16 protein-coding genes are annotated in these 18,722 nt (G+C 72.4%); 9 read left to right on the forward strand and 7 right to left on the reverse strand.

Features of this window, described 5'->3' with window-relative positions; all coding sequences use genetic code 11:
* Nucleotides 1–15: 15 nt before the first annotated feature.
* Nucleotides 16–1,299, reverse strand: coding sequence for an RNA-guided endonuclease TnpB family protein (locus STBA_RS18020; protein ID WP_077063410.1), 1,284 nt, complete (start codon nt 1,297–1,299; stop codon nt 16–18).
* A 22-nt stretch (nt 1,300–1,321) separates the two neighbouring features.
* Here STBA_RS18020 and tnpA point away from each other — a divergent pair, with 22 nt between their 5' ends.
* From tnpA to STBA_RS18055, 7 genes are all read left to right on the forward strand, one after another.
* Nucleotides 1,322–1,738 carry an IS200/IS605 family transposase gene (tnpA, locus tag STBA_RS18025; protein WP_077060227.1) on the forward strand — a complete coding sequence of 139 codons (417 nt, stop codon included), beginning with the start codon at nt 1,322–1,324 and terminating at the stop codon, nt 1,736–1,738.
* Between the two features lie 85 nt (nt 1,739–1,823).
* Nucleotides 1,824–2,786: an NAD(P)H-quinone oxidoreductase gene (locus STBA_RS18030; protein ID WP_077060228.1), complete on the forward strand. Its 963-nt coding sequence runs from the start codon at nt 1,824–1,826 to the stop codon at nt 2,784–2,786.
* A gap of 88 nt (nt 2,787–2,874) precedes the next feature.
* Nucleotides 2,875–3,198: a hypothetical protein gene (locus tag STBA_RS18035; protein ID WP_143659507.1), complete on the forward strand. Its 324-nt coding sequence runs from the start codon at nt 2,875–2,877 to the stop codon at nt 3,196–3,198.
* A gap of 347 nt (nt 3,199–3,545) precedes the next feature.
* Nucleotides 3,546–4,169 carry a PadR family transcriptional regulator gene (locus STBA_RS18040; protein ID WP_077060230.1) on the forward strand — a complete coding sequence of 208 codons (624 nt, stop codon included), beginning with the start codon at nt 3,546–3,548 and terminating at the stop codon, nt 4,167–4,169.
* On the forward strand, nt 4,166–4,909 hold the full coding sequence (locus STBA_RS18045) for an ABC transporter ATP-binding protein (protein WP_077060231.1): 744 nt from the start codon (nt 4,166–4,168) through the stop codon (nt 4,907–4,909). Before STBA_RS18040 ends, STBA_RS18045 begins: the two co-directional genes overlap by 4 nt.
* Entirely contained in the window at nt 4,906–7,713 is a 2,808-nt protein-coding gene (locus STBA_RS18050) for an ABC transporter permease (protein ID WP_077060232.1), read from the forward strand. The genes STBA_RS18045 and STBA_RS18050 overlap by 4 nt, the downstream gene beginning before the upstream one ends.
* Before the next feature lie 21 nt (nt 7,714–7,734).
* Nucleotides 7,735–8,301, forward strand: coding sequence for a bacterial proteasome activator family protein (locus STBA_RS18055; protein WP_077060233.1), 567 nt, complete (start codon nt 7,735–7,737; stop codon nt 8,299–8,301).
* A 67-nt stretch (nt 8,302–8,368) separates the two neighbouring features.
* Here STBA_RS18055 and STBA_RS18060 read toward each other — a convergent pair whose 3' ends face one another.
* From STBA_RS18060 to pdhA, 3 genes are read right to left on the reverse strand one after another with little or no spacing between them, the layout of a single operon-like run.
* Nucleotides 8,369–9,826: a dihydrolipoamide acetyltransferase family protein gene (locus STBA_RS18060; protein WP_077060234.1), complete on the reverse strand. Its 1,458-nt coding sequence runs from the start codon at nt 9,824–9,826 to the stop codon at nt 8,369–8,371.
* A 26-nt stretch (nt 9,827–9,852) separates the two neighbouring features.
* On the reverse strand, nt 9,853–10,836 hold the full coding sequence (locus tag STBA_RS18065) for an alpha-ketoacid dehydrogenase subunit beta (RefSeq protein WP_077060235.1): 984 nt from the start codon (nt 10,834–10,836) through the stop codon (nt 9,853–9,855).
* A gap of 1 nt (nt 10,837) precedes the next feature.
* Nucleotides 10,838–12,004 carry a pyruvate dehydrogenase (acetyl-transferring) E1 component subunit alpha gene (gene pdhA / locus STBA_RS18070; RefSeq protein WP_077060236.1) on the reverse strand — a complete coding sequence of 389 codons (1,167 nt, stop codon included), beginning with the start codon at nt 12,002–12,004 and terminating at the stop codon, nt 10,838–10,840.
* Nucleotides 12,005–12,362: 358 nt separating this feature from the next.
* On the opposite strand from pdhA, the gene STBA_RS18075 reads away from it, so the two are divergent.
* Nucleotides 12,363–13,028: a response regulator transcription factor gene (locus tag STBA_RS18075; RefSeq protein WP_077060237.1), complete on the forward strand. Its 666-nt coding sequence runs from the start codon at nt 12,363–12,365 to the stop codon at nt 13,026–13,028.
* Between the two features lie 32 nt (nt 13,029–13,060).
* Here the strand turns inward: STBA_RS18075 and STBA_RS18080 are convergent, their stop codons facing one another.
* A complete protein-coding gene (locus tag STBA_RS18080; RefSeq protein ID WP_077060238.1) occupies nt 13,061–14,107 on the reverse strand; it encodes a phosphotransferase in 1,047 nt (348 codons plus the stop codon).
* On the reverse strand, nt 14,091–15,731 hold the full coding sequence (locus STBA_RS18085; protein WP_077060239.1) for a protein kinase: 1,641 nt from the start codon (nt 15,729–15,731) through the stop codon (nt 14,091–14,093). The genes STBA_RS18080 and STBA_RS18085 overlap by 17 nt, the downstream gene beginning before the upstream one ends.
* 240 nt (nt 15,732–15,971) lie before the next feature.
* Between STBA_RS18085 and STBA_RS18090 the strand changes: the two genes are divergently transcribed.
* A complete protein-coding gene (locus STBA_RS18090) occupies nt 15,972–17,630 on the forward strand; it encodes a Stk1 family PASTA domain-containing Ser/Thr kinase (RefSeq protein ID WP_077060240.1) in 1,659 nt (552 codons plus the stop codon).
* A 43-nt stretch (nt 17,631–17,673) separates the two neighbouring features.
* Here the strand turns inward: STBA_RS18090 and STBA_RS18095 are convergent, their stop codons facing one another.
* Entirely contained in the window at nt 17,674–18,498 is an 825-nt protein-coding gene (locus STBA_RS18095; protein WP_077060241.1) for a maleylpyruvate isomerase family mycothiol-dependent enzyme, read from the reverse strand.
* Between the last annotated feature and the right edge of the window lie 224 nt (nt 18,499–18,722).

An 18,722-nucleotide genomic window follows, 5' to 3' on the forward strand; every position in this document is an offset into this window, starting at 1 on the left:
GCAGGGCGATTCCCTTCAGCTCGCGTTGGCGGGCTTCGGGGTTTCACGCGTCCGCCTCCGGCCGGTGGCCGGGACTCGCACCTTGGGGGTGCTGCGCGTGCTGTTGGTGACCGTGCCGCCCGTCCGGCGGGCACGGGCCTCGATTTCTACCGAGGCGTTGTGGTCGGCGTCGTCCTCGTGTCCGCAGTGGATACAGGCGAACAACCGGCCGCAGCCCTTGCGGGATTCGGGGTCGGCGTTGCCGCAGGCGGCGCAGGTCTGGGAGGTGTGGAACGGTGGCACGGCCCGGAGTTCGGAGCCGTACAAGCGGGCCTTGTACTCCAGCTGGCGTCGCCGTTCACCGGGGGTGTTGTCCAGGATCGACCGGTTCAGCCCGGCCTTGGCCCGGACGTTGGCCCCCGGCGCTTCGGCGGTGCCCCTGGCGGAGCCGGTCATGTTCTTCACTCGCAGGTCCTCGATACCGACCATGCCGTGGTTTTTGGCGAGGCCGGTGGTGAGCTTGTGCGTGAAGTCCTGACGGCGGTTGGCCTGCCGGGTCCTGAGCTTGCCGATCTGGCCGATCGTCTTGCGCAGGCGTCGGCTGTACTTGCCGCCCTGATGCTTCCTGGCGTAAGTGACCTGGCGGGCCTTCTTCCGCTCCAGGTGCTTGATCCGGGCCTTCTCATTCGCCGTCAGGGACGGCGGCATGAAGCGCGGTGCGGTCTCGGTGGAGACGTACGCCGAAGCGGCGACACCGAAGTCGACACCGCATCCCGGTTTCCCGTTGGGCGGCGCGAGCCTGGCCCCGATGTGGACGCCGAAGGAGATGTGCCAGCCGGTCCCGCCCCGTGAAATGGTGGCGTTACGGATCGTCCCGCCTACAGCTCGGGACAACCGGAAACGTAGCCATCCCAGTTTCGGGATGCGCACCTGGGCCCACTTGCGGTTGAGTTTGCGGACCTCGACCGCCTGTCCGGGGAACGGGATGGACAGTCGGTGCCCGCGCTTCTTCCGGGCCGGGAATGCGGCCGGGTGCTCCGGGTTCCAGAAGTTGTCGTATGCCCGGTCGAGGTTGCGCAGGATCTGCTGCCCGGCCTGCGCCGGAAAGTTTCCCATCCACTCCAGGTCGGCGCGGGCCGCAGTGAGGTGCTTGCACTGCTCGACGGACCGCAGCGTGTATCCGCGCTGCTGGTACAGGTACACGCGCTGTTCCAGGGCCACGTTCCACACAGCGCGCCCGGTGTGTCCCCAGCCGGTCAGGACTTGGTCCTGAGCCTCGGTGGGGTATGCACGGTACTTGCGCCCCATGTCTGCCTTCACGCCCGCATTGTACCGTTGGTCCATGGTCGGCATGACCCGGATTCGCACAGGCAGACACTGCGCTTTCGCCCTTCACGCCCACTTGGTTTTCGTGACGAAGTACCGGCACAAGGTCTTCGCCGACCGGCATCTGGTGCGCATGGAGGAGATCATGCGCGCCGTCTGCGAGGACTTCGAATGCGAGTTGGTCGAGTTCAACGGCGAGAACAACCACGTCCACCTGCTCGTGAACTTTCCGCCCAAGGTTGCCCTGTCCAAGCTGGTCAACTCCCTCAAGGGCGTCAGCTCCCGCAGGCTCCGCCAGGAGTACCCCGAGTTGGTCCGGCACTACTACCGGGCCAACCGGCTCTGGTCCGGCTCCTACTTCGCCGGATCGGTCGGCGGAGCGCCGCTGTCGATCATCCGTCAGTACATCGAGCAGCAGAATCGTCCGCTCTGACCTACGGGCCAGAGCACTTCTCAGAATCGCTTCACCACACCCTGAAGGGCGGTGCACTACGATTAGATTCGGTAGCGTCGCAGGTATGCGTGCGATCACCGTTCCCGAACCGGGCGGACCCGAGGCGCTGGTGTGGGCCGAGGTCGAGGACCCGGTGGCCGGGCCAGGGGAAGTCCTCATCGACGTTGCCGCGGCCGGTGTGAACCGGGCCGACGTGCTCCAGCGGCAGGGTCACTACGACCCGCCGCCCGGGGCGTCGCCGTATCCCGGCCTCGAATGCGCCGGCCGCGTCGCGGCGGTCGGCGAGGGGGCCGGGCCGTGGCGGGTGGGCGAGGAGGTGTGCGCGCTGCTCGCCGGGGGCGGCTACGCCGAGCGCGTCGCGGTGCCCGCGGGCCAGCTGCTGCCCCTGCCCGCGGGCTGCGACCCGGTGACCGCGGCGGGGCTGCCCGAGGTGGCGTGCACGGTGTGGTCCACCGTCTTCATGGGCGCGGGCCTCGCACCGGGCGAGACGCTGCTGGTGCACGGCGGCGCCAGCGGCATCGGAACGATGGCCGTGCAGCTCGGCAAGGCGGTGGGCGCCCGCGTGGCGGTGACCGCGGGCAGCGAACGGAAGCTGGCGCGCTGCCGGGAGCTGGGCGCGGACGTGCTGATCAACTACCGCGAGCAGGATTTCGCCGAGGAGCTGTCCGGCGGCGCGGACGTCATCCTCGACATCGTCGGCGCGAAGTACCTGGCGCGGAACGTCCGGGCCCTGGCGCCGGGCGGGCGGCTGGTGATCATCGGGTTCCAGGGCGGGGTGCGGGCGGAGTTCGACCTGCGGCAGCTGCTGGCGCGGCGCGCCTCGGTGTCGGCCGCCTCGCTCCGGGCGCGACCGCCGGGCGAGAAGGCGGAGATCGTGGCGCAGGTGCGCACGCACGTGTGGCCGATGCTGGCCGACGGGCGGGTGCGCCCCGTCGTGGACCGGCGGCTGCCGCTGAGCGAGGCGGCGCAGGCGCACCGGGCGATGGAGGCGGGGGAGCACGTGGGGAAGATCGTGCTCACCGTCTGACCACGGGCGCCCGCCCGAGATGCCGGGAACGCCCACCTGTGTGACGCTGGTCACGTATCCGGTGAACGCGCGTGAAGGGTCGGGCGCTGTGAGGGTGTGGGTGGGATTCGCGATGGCCGCGGCGGCCGTCATAGCTCTGTTCGTCCCGTCCGCCGTCGCGGGGGACCCGCCGACCGGGAGCCATGCACCGCACATCGCCGAGGGCCACGGTGCCGGGAGCGAACGCGCCGCCAGCCGCTGGCCCACGGTCTCCGGCGAGGCCGCGCCCCCGCCACGGCAGGAGCCGCGGCCCACGCCGTTCGCCGCGCGGCAGGGCGGTGAGGTATTGCCCGTGCTGCCGCTGGGCGCCGGCCTCGCCAGCTTGGGCCTGGGCCTCGGCGTCCTCGGCCTGCGGCTGCGCCGCGCGGCCTGAGCGGCAGCGCGCCTCCGGCGCATCCCCCGCGCCGCGGTCCGGCCCTCGGTGTCCTCGGCCCGCGGCCGCACCGCGCGCCTCCGGCGCATTCCCCGGGTGGCCGCCAGCTTTGCCGGTCCGTGCCGTGCGCCTCCGGTGGGGACCCGTGGTCGGTCTAGGTCCGAGTGCCCGGCACTTCCCGTGGCCCGCGAGGCCGCGTCCGCGCCGTGGCCGGGTGGTCGGTGGGGCGGGTCGGGAATGTCGTCCGCTTGTTCCCGCCGCGGCGGGAGTCGCGGCCCGGGGTGATGGCCGGCGGGCAGCGCCTCCGCGCTTGCGAACTCGGTAAATACTGAGTATAGATACTCGGTATGTCGATCCGTTTCGGGCTTCTCGCCCTCCTGGAGAGCGGGCCGCGCTACGGCTCGCAGCTCCGCGTTGAATTCGAGTCGCGTACCGGCGCCACCTGGCCGCTGAACATCGGGCAGGTCTACACGACCCTGGGCCGTCTGGAGCGCGACGGGCTGATCGTTCCCGAAGGCGGCGGTGACGCCAAGCAGCAGCTGTACGCCATCACCGAGGCCGGCCAGGCCGAGCTGGGCGACTGGTATGCCCGGCCCGTCGACCGCACCCAGCCCTCGCGGGACGAGCTGGCCATCAAGCTGGCCATGGCCGTCGGCGCGCCCGGCGTGGACATCCGGGCCATCATCCAGGCCCAGCGCCGGCACACGCTCAAGGCGATGCAGGACTACACGCGCCTCAAGGCCCGCGCGCTCGCCGGGGGAACGGACTCGCGCGACGACATCGCCTGGCTGCTCGTCCTCGAACAGCTGATCTTCTCCGCCGAGGCGGAGAGCCGGTGGCTCGACCACTGCGAGACGCGCCTGGTGCGCCTCGCCGAAGGGCGCCCGCAGCCGCAGCGTTCGGCGTCGTCGCAGCAGACGCCCGGCATCCCTGCCGCGTCCCCCGCCAAGTCCCGCGGCGGTGTCTCGTGACCCGCAGCCCTGCCCCCGGCACCCCCGTGCTCGAACTCCGCGACGTCACGCGCGTCCACGGCAGCGGAGTCGCCGTCGTGCACGCGCTGCGCGGCGTCGGCCTGAAGGTGTTCGCCGGCGAGTTCGTCGCCGTGATGGGCCCCTCCGGGTCCGGCAAGTCGACGCTGCTGACCCTGGCCGGCGGCCTGGACGCGGCCACCCGCGGCAGCGTCCTCGTCGAGGGCGAGGACCTCGGCGCGCTCGGCCGCGCCGCCCTGGCCAAGGTGCGCCGCGGACGCGTCGGCTACGTCTTCCAGGACTACAACCTCATACCCGCGCTCACCGCGGCCGAGAACATCGCGCTGCCCCGCGAACTCGACGGCACCTCGGCCCGCGTCGCACGCCGCGAGGCGCAGGCGGCGCTCGCCGAGATCGGCCTCTCGGAGCTGACCGACCGTTTCCCCGACGAGATGTCCGGCGGCCAGCAGCAGCGCGTCGCCATCGCCCGCGCCCTCGTCGGCGACCGGCGGCTCGTCCTGGCCGACGAGCCGACCGGCGCCCTGGACTCCGAGACCGGCGAGGCCGTGCTCGCGCTGCTCCGCAAGCGCTGCGACGAGGGCGCGGCGGTCGTCCTCGTCACGCACGAGTCCCGCTACGCCGCGTGGGCCGACCGCGTGGTGTTCCTGCGCGACGGCACCATCGTGGACGAGTCCGTCTCCCACTCGGCCGAATCGCTCCTCACCGACGGGAGCCACCGTTGAGCCGGATCTCCACCTGGCGGCTCGCGCTGCGCATCGCACGCCGGGACGCCCTGCGCGCCAAGGGGCGCAGCGCGCTGGTCGTCGCCATGATCGCGCTGCCGATCCTCGGCGTGACGGCCGCCGACCTGGCCTTCCGCAGCGGGGAACTGTCGCAGGCCGAGCAGCTGACGCGCCAGATGGGCGCGGCCGACGCGGAGTTCACCCTGGCCAACGGCAGCGGCCCGGTGCTCCAGTCGCCCGACGGCGAGATGGAGTACCACCTGGACGGGGACGGCTGGGAGAGCGCCGAGGAGCGCCCGGCCGACGAGGTCGCCGCGGACCTGGCCGCGCTGCTCCCGCCCGGCACCGACGTCCACCCCAACGAGTTGGCCGAAGGCGTCGTGCACAGCAGGACCGGCCTGATGACGGCGGCCATCCGCGAGTTCGACGCCACGAGCCCCGTGGCCGACGGCCTGTTCACCCTGCTGCGCGGCCACTACCCGCAGGAGCCGGGCGAGGTCGCGGCCACCCAGGCGTTCCTCGACGAGAGCGGCCTGCACGTGGGCTCGGAGCTGCGCGTGAAGGACGGCGAACGCAGCTACCGCATCACCGGTGCCTACGAGCGCCCCGACGCGCTGCGGACGGCGGAGGTGCTCGCCCGGCCGGGCGCCGTGCTGCCACTGCCCGAGTCCGCCGACGCGGGCGGCTACCTCGGCCGGACCACCTACCTCGCCGACGTGCCCGGGGGCGGCGTCACCTGGGACATGGTCGTCGCGGCCAACGAACACGGTTTCACCGCCGATTCCAAGGCCGTCCTTGCCGCCCCGCCGCCCGACTCCGAGGTGCCGCTCTACGCCGAGGAGGGCTGGTCCGGCTACACCGACCCGGGGGCCGACGCGGAGGCGGTCGCCATCGTCATCACCGTCGTCTCGCTCATCATCCTGGAGATCTGCCTGCTGGCAGGACCCGCCTTCGCCGTCGGCGCCCGGCGTTCCCGCCGCCAGCTCGGCCTGATCGGCGCGAACGGCGGCGACCGCCGCCACCTGCGGGCCGTCATGCTCGCCAGCGGCGTGGTCCTCGGCGCGTTTGCCGCCGTCATCGGCGTCACGGTCGGCATCCTCCTGACGCTCGCGGCCCGTCCGCTGATCGAGAACCAGCTGGGCAGCCGCTTCGGCGCCTGGGACTTCCGCATTACGGAACTGGCCGGTATCGCGTTCCTCGCCGTCCTCGTCGGGCTGCTCGCCGCCCTCGTCCCCGCGGTCGGCGCCGCCCGCAGCAGCGTCCTGGAATCCCTCACCGGACGCCGCGGCGTGCGCCGCGCCGGGCGGGTACTGCCCGTCGTCGGCGCCGTGGCGCTGGTGCTCGGTGCCGTCCTGGCGATCGTCGGCGGCCTGACCCTGGACAGCACCGTGGTCGTCGCGGTCGGCTCGGTCATCGCCGAACTCGGCCTGGTCGCGCTCACCCCGTTCATCGTCGGCGTCTTCGGCCGTCTCGGCCGCTGGCTGCCGCTGTCCCCGCGCCTCGCGCTGCGCGACGCCGCGCGCAACCGCGGGCGCACGGCGCCCGCCGTCGCCGCGGTGCTCGCGGCCGTCGCCGGCACCGTCGCCGTGTCCACGGTGATGACCAGCGACGACGCCGAGGCGCGCGCCGAGTACACCGCGTACCTCCCGGAGGGCACGGTGTCGATCAGCTCCGCCGGAACGGACGACACGTCGGGCCTCACCCGCGCCGGGGAGATCGCGGAAGCGGAGCTGCCCGTGGACATCCGCGCCGACATCGGGCAGCCCAGTCCCGGTGAGCCCGGCTGTGAGCCGTACTCGGGCGATGACTGCGGCTGGGCCGAGGTGGTGGTGCCCGAGGGCCAGGAGTGCCCCCTGTGGGAGCCGGACGCCGCCGGTATCCCCGCGGCCGAACGCCGCGCGCTGGTCGACGACCCGCGCTGCGATGCGGACCAAGGCGGCACCATGCTGGCCGTCGCAGGTCCTGAACTGCTGGACGTCCTCGGCACCGGCGGGGCGGCGGACCGGGCCGCGCTGGAGCGCGGCGAGGCGATCACGTTCTCGGACCGGTGGATCGCCGACGGCTCCGTGAGCCTGCGGGTGTACGAGCGGGAGCCGGAGTACGGCGGCGACGGCGAGCCGCTGACGCCGCCCGACCACGAGCCGGCCTTCCCCGCCCGCCTGGTGGAGACCGGGAACATCCCGTTCGCCGCCGTGATCACGCCGGAGACGGCCGAGGCGGCGGGGCTGCGCGTGGTGCCGTCCGAGATCTACTTCTCCACCACCCGCATGCCCAGCAGCGGCGAGCAGCAGGAGTTCGAGGGCGTGCTCGCCGACACCCTCGGTGTGGCGCCGTACGTGGAGGTGGAGGACGGCTTCGAGAGCGAGACCGCCTTCGGGCTGCTGATCCTCGGCCTCGCGGCCATGGTGATCACGCTCGGTGCCGCCGGCATCGCCACCGGCCTCGCCCAGGCCGATTCGGAGGCCGACCTCGCCACGCTGGCCGCGGTCGGCGCGACGCCGCGGCTGCGCCGCACTCTCTCCGGGCTTCAGTGCGGCCTGATCGCCGCCATGGGGGTCCTCCTCGGCGCGGTGTCCGGCCTGGTCCCCGCGCTCGGCCTGCTGCTCTCCGGGCACCGCTCCGATGTCGCCGGGTGGGAACGCAGCGTGACGGAGGGCTGGGGTGGCGGACCGCGTCCGGAACTTTTCATCTCCCTGCCCTGGAGCACGTTCGTGCAGCTCATCGTCGTGGTGCCGCTGGTCGCCTGTCTGCTCGCCGCGCTGCTGACCCGCTCGCGCATCCACCTCGCGCGGCGGGCCGGGTGATCCGCGTTGCATGATGGGGTTATGACGCAGCCGAGCAACGAAGCACCGCAGGACAAGTCCCAGATCCTGGTCGTGGGCCCGGACGGGATGGCGCTCAGCGGTGTCGCGCCCCGGGGAAACGGAGAGGGCGAGGAGGGGCAGTCGGAGACGCCCCTGACCGAGATGGTGGAGCAGCCGGCGAAGGTCATGCGGATCGGCAGCATGATCAAGCAGCTGCTCGAGGAGGTGAAGGCGGCGCCGCTCGACGAGGCGAGCCGGGTCCGGCTCAAAGAGATCCACGCCAGCTCCGTCAAGGAGCTGGAGGAGGGGCTCGCGCCGGAGCTCGTGGCCGAACTGAGCCGGCTTTCGCTGCCGTTCACCGATGACGGCGTGCCCACCGAGGCGGAGCTGCGCATTGCCCAGGCGCAGCTCGTGGGCTGGCTCGAAGGACTCTTCCACGGTATCCAGACGGCGCTGTTCGCCCAGCAGATGGCGGCCCGCGCGCAGCTGGAGCAGATGCGCCGCGCGCTGCCGCCCGGCGCCATGGGAGAGGAGCCGCCCGAGCAGGACGACCCCCGTGGCGGGGCGCGGTCCGGGCCCTACCTCTGACCGGTCAGGACCACCCATGACGCGGGGGCGGCAGCCGTACGGCTGCCGCCCCCCTTGCCGTGCCGGCTCAGCCCCAGGTGATCAGTCGCTTGGGGTGTTCGAGTACGGCGGCGGTGTCGGCGAGGACCTTGGAGCCGAGTTCGCCGTCGACGAGGCGGTGGTCGAAGGACAGGGCGAGGGTGGTGATGTGCCGGGGCTTGATCTTGCCCTTGTGTACCCAGGGCTGTTCACGGATGGCGCCGAGCGCGAGGATCGCGGCTTCGCCAGGGGTGAGGATGGGGGTGCCGGTGTCGATGCCGAAGACGCCGATGTTGGTGATGGTGACCGTGCCGTCGCGCATGTCGGCGAGGGTGCTCTTGCCTTCCCTCGCGGTGGTGACGAGGTCGCCGAGCGCATGGGCGAGTTCGGGGAGGGTTTTGGTGTGGGCGTCCTTGATGTTGGGGACGACGAGGCCGCGCGGGGTGGCGGCGGCGATGCCGAGGTTGACGTAGCTCTTGTGGATGATCTCCTGGTTGGCCTCGTCCCAGGCGCTGTTGACGTCCGGGTTGCGGCGGATCGCGGTCAGCAGCGCCTTGGCGGTGAGCAGGAGGGGGTTGACGCGGAGCCCCGCGAACTCGGGGTCGTTCTTCAGCTCGGTGATCAGGCGCATGGTGCGGGTGACGTCGACCGTGGTGAACTCGGTGACGTGGGGCGCGGTGAACGCGCTGGCGACCATGGCCTGTGCGGTCGCCTTGCGTACGCCCTTGACCGGGACGCGGCGTTCCCGGATGGCGGCGAGGGACTGCGGCTCCACGGCCGGCGCGGGGCCCGGCGCGGCGGGCGCGGTGGGCTGGGGCACGGGCGGCGCGGTGGCGGCGTTGGCCGCGGCGTGCACGTCCTCGCGGGTGATGATGCCGTTCGCGCCGGTCGGGGTGACGCGTGCGAGGTCGACGCCCAGGTCCTTGGCCAGCTTGCGCACCGGCGGCTTGGCCAACGGCCGTGCGCCTGGCGCCGCCGGCTCGTGCGCCGGCTCGTGCGTCCGCTCCGCCGCCGCGGCCTGCGGCGGCACCGGGGCCTGCTCCGACTGCGGCTCCGGCGCCTGTTCCGGTGTCTGCGGTGCGGGTGCCTGCGGCTCGGAAGTCCGCGCTGCGGGCGTCTGCGGCTTGCGCGGGCGGCGCCGCGTGGCCGGCGCCGAGACGCCGTAGCCGACCAGCACGGGCTGCCGCCCGCCGTTCGCGCTCTTCTCCTCGCCGGCCGGCGCGTCCCCGTCCGGCGGCGGGCCGGCGGACGGGTCGGTGTCGACCGTGATGATCGCCGTACCGACGTCCACGGTGCTGCCCTCGGAGAAGAGGACCTCCCGCACCTGTCCGTCGTACGGAATGGGCAGTTCCACGGCGGCCTTCGCCGTCTCGACCTCCACCACGACCTGGCCGTCGCTCACCGTGTCGCCCGGCTGGACCAGCCACTTCAGGATCTCCGCCTCGGTGAGCCCTTCGCCCACGTCCGGCATTCTGAACTCGCGGTAGCGCTGTGCCTCAGCAGCCATCGTCACGACTCTCCTCAGCCTCTCCCTCAGTACGCCAAGGCGCGGTCGACGCAGTCCAGCACCCTGTCAAGCCCGGGCAGGTACTCCTCCTCCAGGCGCGCCGGCGGATACGGCGCGTGGAAGCCGCCCACGCGCAGTACCGGGGCCTGGAGATGGTAGAAGCACCGCTCGGTGATGCGGGCGGCGACCTCCGCTCCGGAGCCGAAGAACACCGGTGCCTCGTGCGCGACGACCAGGCGGCCGGTCTTCTCCACGGACCGCTGGAGCGTGTCGAAGTCGATCGGCGAGACCGACCGCAGGTCGATCACCTCGATCGAGGTGCCGTCCTCCTCCGCCGCGGCCGCGGCCGCGGCGAGCGCCGTCTTCACCGTCGGCCCGTAGGCGGCCAGCGTCAGGTCACCGCCCGCCCTGACCACCTTGGCCGCGTGCAGCGGCCCGGGGATGCCCGCCGGGTCCACCTCGCCCTTGTCCCAGTAACGGGCCTTCGGCTCGAAGAAGATGACGGGGTCGTCGCACTGGATGGCCTGCTGGAGCATCCAGTAGGCGTCGGCCGGGTCGGCGGGGGTGACGATCTTGAGACCCGCGACGTGCGCGAAGAGGGCTTCGGGGGATTCGCTGTGGTGCTCCACGGCGCCGATGCCGCCGCCGTAGGGGATGCGGATGACGACGGGGAGTTTGACGGTGCCGAGGGAACGGGCGTGCATCTTCGCGAGCTGGGTGACGATCTGGTCGTAGGCCGGGAAGACGAAGCCGTCGAACTGGATCTCGGTGACCGGGCGGTAGCCGCGCAGGGCGAGGCCGATGGCGGTGCCGATGATGCCGGATTCGGCGAGGGGGGTGTCGATGACGCGGTCTTCGCCGAAGTCCTTCTGGAGTCCGTCGGTGATGCGGAAGACACCGCCGAGGCGGCCGACGTCCTCGCCCATGACCAGGACCTTGGGGTCGGTCTCCAGGGCCTTGCGCAGCGAGGAGTTCAGCGCCTTCGCCAGCGCCATCTTCTCGGCGGCCATGTCAGTCCCCCTCGTGGTGGTCGGCGAACGAGGCCACGTAGGCGCCGTACTGGGCCCGTTCCTCGTCGACGAGCGTGTGCCCGTCGGCGTAGGTGTGCTCGAACATGGCCATGCCGTCGGGGTCGGGCATCGTCCGGATGGCCTCGCGGACGCGCCTGGCCAGCGCGTCGCTCTCCGCGTCGAGATCGGTGAAGAACGCGTCGTCCGCCGCGTTCTCCCGCTCCATCAGGCGGCGCAGCCGCAGCAGCGGGTCCTTCGCCTCCCAGACTTCGAGCTCCTCCTTGCGGCGGTACCTGGTGGGGTCGTCCGAAGTGGTGTGCGCGCCCATCCGGTAGGTGAACGCCTCGACCAGCATGGGCCCCTGACCGGTCCTCGCGTGCTCGGCCGCGGCGCGCGTGACGGCCAGCACCGCCAGCACGTCGTTGCCGTCGACGCGCACGCCCGGGAAGCCGTAGCCCTGCGCGCGCTGGTACAGCGGCACCCGCGTCTGGCGTTCGGTGGGCTCGGAGATGGCCCACTGGTTGTTCTGGCAGAAGAACACCACCGGGGCGTTGTACACCGCGGCGAACGTGAACGCCTCCGCCACGTCGCCCTGGCTGGACGCGCCGTCGCCGAAGTACGCCACGACGGCCACGTCGGCGCCGTCCTTGACGACGCCCATCGCGTAGCCGGTGGCGTGCAGGGCCTGGGAGCCGATGACGATGGTGTAGAGGTGGAAGTTGTTGCTCGCCGGGTCCCAGCCGCCGTGGTTGACGCCGCGGAACATGCCGAGCAGCTTCGTCGGGTCCACGCCGCGGCACCAGGCGACGCCGTGCTCGCGGTAGGTCGGGAAGACGTAGTCCGTCTCGCGCAGCGCACGTCCGGAGCCGATCTGCGCCGCCTCCTGGCCGAGCAGCGAGGGCCACAGGCCCAGCTCGCCCTGCCGCTGGAGCGCGGTGGCCTCGGCGTCGAACCGGCGGGTGAGCACCATGTCGCGGTACAGCTCGCGCAGCTGCTCCGGGGTGGTTTCCAGCGCGTAGTCGGGGTGCTCGACCCGTTCGCCCTCGGGGGTCAGCAGCTGCACCATCTCGGGCTTGGGGCCCGGCTCGGGCTGCTGCCGCTTGCCCGCTGTCCTCTTCGCCGCGGGGCGGCGCGGCTTGCCGCGCGCGGCGGTGCTTTCCACGGTCACTCGTGCTCCTCCGTCGGTCCGGCCCCCGGGGTCCACCGGGCGGCCAGTGCGGCCCTCCCGGTCCCGTACGGCGCACGGGGGTGTGTGCGGCGCGGACGGAACCGAGCGGTTCTGTGTCCCGTTCTCGTCCCGTTCGACGGCCCCATAAGAGCACGGTAGCCAGTGGGTCCACAAGCCACGAAATCGCCTCTGACCTGCGGATTTACCTGGATTTCCAAGTAGTTGGCGGAGTGTGGTGGAACGGCACTGGTCCCAGCCTTGCAGGACGTCGGGACACCTGCACGTTAACCCGGGCACGCGGGTCGCGGGAAGAGTACGGCGAGGGGCGGGCCCACGGTGACTGTGTGACACTGTGCGGGTGGGCGAAGAGGGAAAAATTACCGTATTCCTCCTCGACGACCACGAGGTGGTCCGACGCGGCGTGCACGAGCTGCTCGCGCTGGAGCCGGACATCGACGTGGTCGGCGAGGCCGGCACGGCGGCGGACGCGCTGGCCAGGATTCCGGCGGCCCGGCCGGACGTGGCCGTCCTCGACGTCCGGCTGCCGGACGGCAGCGGCGTGGAGGTGTGCCGCGAAATCCGTTCGCGGGACGAGTCGATCAAGTGTCTGATGCTCACCTCGTACGCGGATGACGAGGCGCTGTTCGACGCCATCATGGCCGGCGCCTCGGGCTACGTCCTCAAGGCCATCAGGGGAACGGAGCTGCTGACGGCGGTCAGGGACGTGGCCGCGGGCAAGTCGCTGCTCGACCCGGACGCGACCCGGCGCGTGCTGGACCGGCTGCGCGGCGGCGGCGACCAGGCGGCGGGCGACGACCGGCTCGAACGGCTGACCGAGCAGGAGCGGCGCATCCTGGGGCTCATCGGGGACGGCCTGACCAACCGCGCGATCGGCCAGGAACTGAGCCTCGCCGAGAAGACGATCAAGAACTACGTGTCGAGTCTCCTCGCCAAACTCGGCATGGAACGCCGCTCGCAGGCCGCGGCCTACGTCGCGCGGCGCCAGGCCGAGCGCGGGCGGTAACGCGCGCGGGGCCATGCTCGGGGCGGCCGTGCTCAGTCGCAGAACGCGTCCCGCACCGCCGCCGTGTTCAGCGTCCACCACACCACCAGCGCGGAGGCGGCGGGGAACTGCGGATCGGGGCGGCGGTCGGCCCGTTCGTAGTGCCAGTCCAGCATCCAGAAGTCGTTCAGCCGCTCCCACCACACGCGGTGCACCGCCGCCGCCAGCTCCGCGGGCGAGGCGCCCGCGGCGGCCCGGTAGGCGCGGGCGTAGGCGCGGACCTTCGCCAGCTCGAGACTCCCGTCGGCGCAGAGGTAGAAGATGACGGCGGCCCTGACCGCCTCCTCCGCGCGGGGCCGCACCGCGAGCCGGTCCCAGTCCACGATCGCCACCGGCTCCACCGGGCCCTCGGCCCGGTACAGCAGGTTCAGCGGGTGGAAGTCCCCGTGCACCCACCCCTCGGCGGGTATCTCCTCCGCGGAGGGGCGCAACTGCTCATGGTCGCGCAGCAGCGTGCGGCGTTCGAGCAGCCGGTGCTCCGCCAGCTCGTCGAAGCCGGTGCGCCGGGCGCGGGCGCGCACCCGGGCCAGCAACTGGTCGATCCGCGCATACGTTTCCCCGGCCCTGGCCGCCTCCCGCTCCGGCAGGCGGCGCGGCGGCCAGCGCCTTATCACCCGCTCAAGCGCCCGGTGCACCAGACCGAGCAGCGCCCCGAGCCGGCGGCTCTCCCCGCGGCTGAGCTGGCCCCCGTGCCGGTGCCTGCCCTCGACCCACGGGTGCAGCGCGTAGGCACGGCCGCCGAGCACGGCGACCGTCCGCCCGTCCCTGGCGGCGAGCGGCGGCACGACCGGCAGCCCGAGACCGGCCAGCTCCGCGGTGGCGCGGTGCCGGCCGGCCAGCGGTATCACCGTCTGCGGATCGCCGTCGAGGTGGTGCTTCAGGAAGAAGACGCCCCGCGTGGTGGCCAGCCGGTAGCCGTGGTTGAGCAGCCCCTCGGCGACACGTTCGCAGGCGACAGGCTCCCCCGCGTCGTACCGGCTCAGCAGTGCGGAAAGCGTGTTCCCCGAGGGTCCCGTCGCGCCGTCAGGGAGTGTCGGCACCGGCGGCGGCGCCTCCGTCTTCCGCGCCCTGGTCCGTGCCGCCCTCGTCGGTGCCGCCGCCCTCGTCCGCGCCCCCGTCGCCAGGCCCGCCGTCCTCGCCGCCCTCCGAGCTGCCCTCGGTGGACGTCGGCGGCGGGGTCGTCTCGGGCTCGGTCGTCGGCGGGGTCTCCGGCTCGGTCGTCGGCGGAGTCTCCGGATCGGTGGGCGTGCCGGTCTCAGGACCGGTCGGCTCGCCCGGCTCGGACTCCGGCCAATCGTCGTCGTCGTCCGGCGGGACCAACTCGTCGTCCGACGGCTGCTCGACGTCATCGGGCTCCGACGGGCTCTCCTCGTCGGTCTCCCGGTCCGTCTCCCGGTCGCTCGGCTCGGTGGTGTCCGTCTCGCTCGGCGGGCTGCCCGGGTCCTCGTCGCCGCCGAGGTTGGCCGCGACGAGCACGCCGGTGCCGATCGCGACGAGCGCCAGCAGCGCGACGAGGATCAGGCGGCCGCGCCGCCCGTTCGCCGACGGGCCCGCGGGCTCGTCGCGGTCCCCGCCGCCGCCCTGGTTGCCCATGAGCATCGGCGCCGCGTACTGGCTGGTCGGCGCGTCGGTGTCGGCCCTGGTGGTGGCCGCGGCCGGGGTGCCCATCGGCGGGGTGGCCCCGCCGGTGACGGAGCCCGTGTTCCACAGGCCGCCGGTGTGGCCGCCGTGCTCCTGGAGCGTCCGCAGCGCGTACTGCACCAGGCCGCGCATCTCCTCGGCGGACTGGAAGCGGTCCTCCGGGTCCTTGGCGAGGGAACGCATCACCAGGCCGTCCAGCTCGGGCGGCGCCTCGGCGGAGATCTCGGACGGCAGCCGCGGCATGTCCTGGACGTGCTGGTAGACGACGGCGAGCGGCGTCTCGCCGACGAACGGCGGGCGCAGCGTCAGCAGCTCGAAGAGCAGGCAGCCGACCGCGTAGAGGTCGGAACGGGTGTCGATGGCCTTGCCGAGTGCCTGCTCGGGGGAGAGGTACTGCGGCGTGCCCATGACCATGCCGGTCTGCGTCATCGTCTGCGCGGCGCCGTGCAGCGCGCGGGCGATACCGAAGTCCATCACCTTCACGGCGCCGGTCTCGGTGATGATGACGTTCGCCGGTTTGATGTCGCGGTGAACGATGCCGTGGTGGTGGCTGTAGGCCAGGGCCTCCAGGACGCCGGAGACGATGACCAGGGCCTGCTCGGCCGGCGGGGACTCGGAGTTGATCAGGAGTTCCCTGATGGTCTTGCCGTGGACCAGCTCCATCACGATGTAGGGGACCATGTTGCGGCCCACCTGCTCCTCGCCGGAGTCGTAGACGGCGACGACCGCATGGTGGTTGAGCCCGGCGACGGACTGCGCCTCGCGCGTGAAACGGGCCTTGGACACCGGGTCCTGCGCCAGATCGGCGCGCAGCAGCTTGACGGCGACGGGCCGGCCGAGGCGCACGTCCTCCGCGGCGAAGACCTCCGCCATCCCGCCCCGGCCCAGGCGGTAGGTCAGCCGGTAACGCCCGTCACCGACCAGTCCGTTGTTGCCCCACAGCTCCGGGGAGTCGGGCACTTCGCTGCCGGCCGCCCCGGGCTCGTCCTCGCCGGACCCCGCAGCGCCTCGCTCGTGTGCCATCAGTCCTCGCCGTAGTCAGCATGGGTCCCGGTCAGCATGGGTCCCCTCGGCCATCAAACCCGCTCCGGGCCCGCAATGACAAGTTGAGCCGGCGGCGGCGGTCACGGTACGGACAACGTGCTTGACGTGCCCTGGCCCTGCGGCAGACTTGGGGCGGACAGCAGGTCCGTATTATGCGCGGCGGAGGACTGGAGCGCCCTACCGGCGCATCGCAGCAAAGCGCCTAGGGGGAACGACCAGATGAGTGACCATGTGCAGCCGCCCGGAGATTACCGGGGGCGCTCCGTGGGGGGCGGCCGTTACCAGTTGCGGGACGTCCTCGGCAAGGGCGGCATGGCCTCGGTGCATCTGGCCTGGGACACGGTGCTCGAACGGCAGGTCGCGATCAAGACCATGCACTCCGAGCTGGGCCGGGAGGACGCTTTCCGGGAACGGTTCAAGCGCGAGGCGCAGTCGGTCGCGAAGCTGACCCACACCAACATCGTCTCCGTGTACGACACCGGCGAGGACCTCATAGACGGCGCCCCGGTGCCCTACATCGTCATGGAGTACGTCGAGGGCCGGCCGCTGCGCACGGAGCTGGAGCAGGACATCGAGCGCTTCGGCGCGATGCCGGCCGACAAGGCGCTCCACCTCACCGCGGACGTGCTGGCCGCGCTCGACATCAGCCACGAGATGGGCCTCGTCCACCGGGACATCAAGCCCGGTAACGTCATGCTCACCCGCCGCAATGTGGTCAAGGTCATGGACTTCGGCATCGCGCGGGCGATGCAGTCCGGCGTCACCGCGATGACGCAGACCGGCATGGTCGTCGGCACCCCGCAGTACCTCTCCCCCGAGCAGGCGCTCGGCCGCGGGGTCGACGCCCGTTCCGACCTTTACTCGGTCGGAGTCATGCTCTTCGAGCTGCTGACGGGCCGGCTGGTGTTCGACGCGGAGTCGGCGCTCGCCATCGCCTACGCGCACGTTCAGGAGGAGCCGCCGGCGCCCTCCACGATCAACGCCTCGGTGCCTCGGGACGTCGACGCGCTGGTGGCGCGGGCCCTCCAGAAGAACCCCAACGACCGGTTCCCCTCGGCCGAGGCGTTCGCCGCCGAGTGCCGGCGGGTCGCCGGCACACTCTCCGGCGCCGCCCCGCAGATCGTGCCGGGCGCGCAGGCCCCGGGGGACAGCGGCGCGGCCGTGTCGAACGCGGTGTTCCCCCAGTTCGGCGGCCCGACGCCGCCGCCGGGCCACACCTACGCCTCCCCCTACGCGCCCACCCCGCCGGTCGGCGGCTACGGCTATCCGCAGCAGACCGCGCCGAGCACCCCGCCGCCGTACGCCATGGTGCCGCCCGGCGGCGCCGGGTCCGAGCCGGGCGGGAACGGCGGCAGCGGCGGCGGTGCCGGCCGCGGCAACGGGTGGATGGTGATGACCGCGGCAGCGGTCGCCATCGCGCTGGTGGCCGTGGTCGCCGTCGTCGTGATGATGAGCGGCGGGGACGACGGGGGCGGCGGGCAGGCCGAAGGCGACCCCTCGGGGCAGAGCGCGGGGCAGGGCGAGGAGCCGGACCCCTCGCAGGAGCCGACGGAACGGGAGCCGCGCTACACGCCGGGCGACCCGGAGCAGGCCATCGAGACGTCCGCGTGCGTCGGGGCCGGCGACTACTACAACCAGGAAGAGAACCCCGGCGCCGTGTCCACGCCGGACTTCTACGACTTCCACATCGACTCGGTCAAGGCGTGTATGCGCGAGGCCGGTTGGACCTACAACGAGAACCTGAACTACAAGGACGAGGTCATCAAGGGCGACGGCATGGTCGTCGACCAGAGCCCCGCCCCTGGCGAGCCGTACGTGCCGGGCGAGGACGAGATCGAGCTGACGGTCTCCACCGGCAACGAGCCCACGAACGGCTGAGCCGAGGCGGCCGTCCCCCGCCGCGCCCCGAGGTGCGCGGGGCTCAGTGCGCCATGGAGAAGCCGGTCACGATGCGCTCCGCCAGCTCCGTGTCGCCCTCCACCTTCAGCTTGTCGGCGACCCGCTTGGCCCGCACCCGGCCGCTGGCGAGGCGGCTGAACGTCTCCCAGTCCGTGGTGAACGTGACGATCGGTCCCAGCGAAGGGCTGCTCTCCACGGTGCCGTTGCCGTTCTCGTCGACGCGGACCGTGCGCAGGAACTCCACCGGGCCGTTCACGTCGAAGACCACCGCCGACTTCTTCGGCGCGCCCGCGTCCTCCGCGATCACCTTCGGCAGCCGGCGCAGCAGCTCGTCGCGCGCGATGTGCGCGGCGGGGGTGTCCAGGTTTCCCGGGCGGCGCAGGGCGCGGCGCAGGTCCTGCTCGGCCGTCCAGACGTTGAAGACGCGCAGGTCGAGGAAGTGCGCCAGGGACGTCTTGCCGTGCAGCGGGTGGGAGATGACGTCATCGGGCTTGCGGCGCTCGTTCCGCAGCTGGCGGGACCTGCGGATGATCGTGTACTCCAGCTCGCTCGTCATCTCGGGGCCGGTGTGGTGCCGCCTGACGTCGACCTGCACCTCCAGGTAGCGGGTCGTCTCGTCGGTGACGTGGTACAGGTCCCTGGGGAGGGTGTGGATCGGCCGCGGGTCGCCCAGCGCCTCGCACTCGCCGCCGATCACGTGGGAGACCACGTCCCGTACCGACCAGCCGGGGCACTCGGTGGGTCGGTTCCACTCGCCGTCCACCAGTGACGAGACCAGCTCGGATATCGCCTCGATGGACTGTGTCCAGGCATCGATGGACGGCTGAAGGCTCGGGTGCACGGTCACGGGACCCCTCGTGGCGGTTCGTCGCTGGCTGGGTGTGCTCACACGTTACGCCGCGCGGGCGCAGCCGGTGAATGCTTTCTGGGGACGAATCCTAGTGCCGCGTCAGTCAAGGTCTGCCCGCCGTACCGGGCATCGTGGGCAGCTGCCGGTGGGGGACCGGGCGGTCCGCCGTGCAGTGCGGTACCGCCCGGCCCGTGATCTCCAGCATGGTGGCGGCGTTTCAC

This window comes from Streptomyces sp. MP131-18 (genome assembly GCF_001984575.1).
Lineage (GTDB): Bacteria > Actinomycetota > Actinomycetes > Streptomycetales > Streptomycetaceae > Streptomyces > Streptomyces johnsoniae.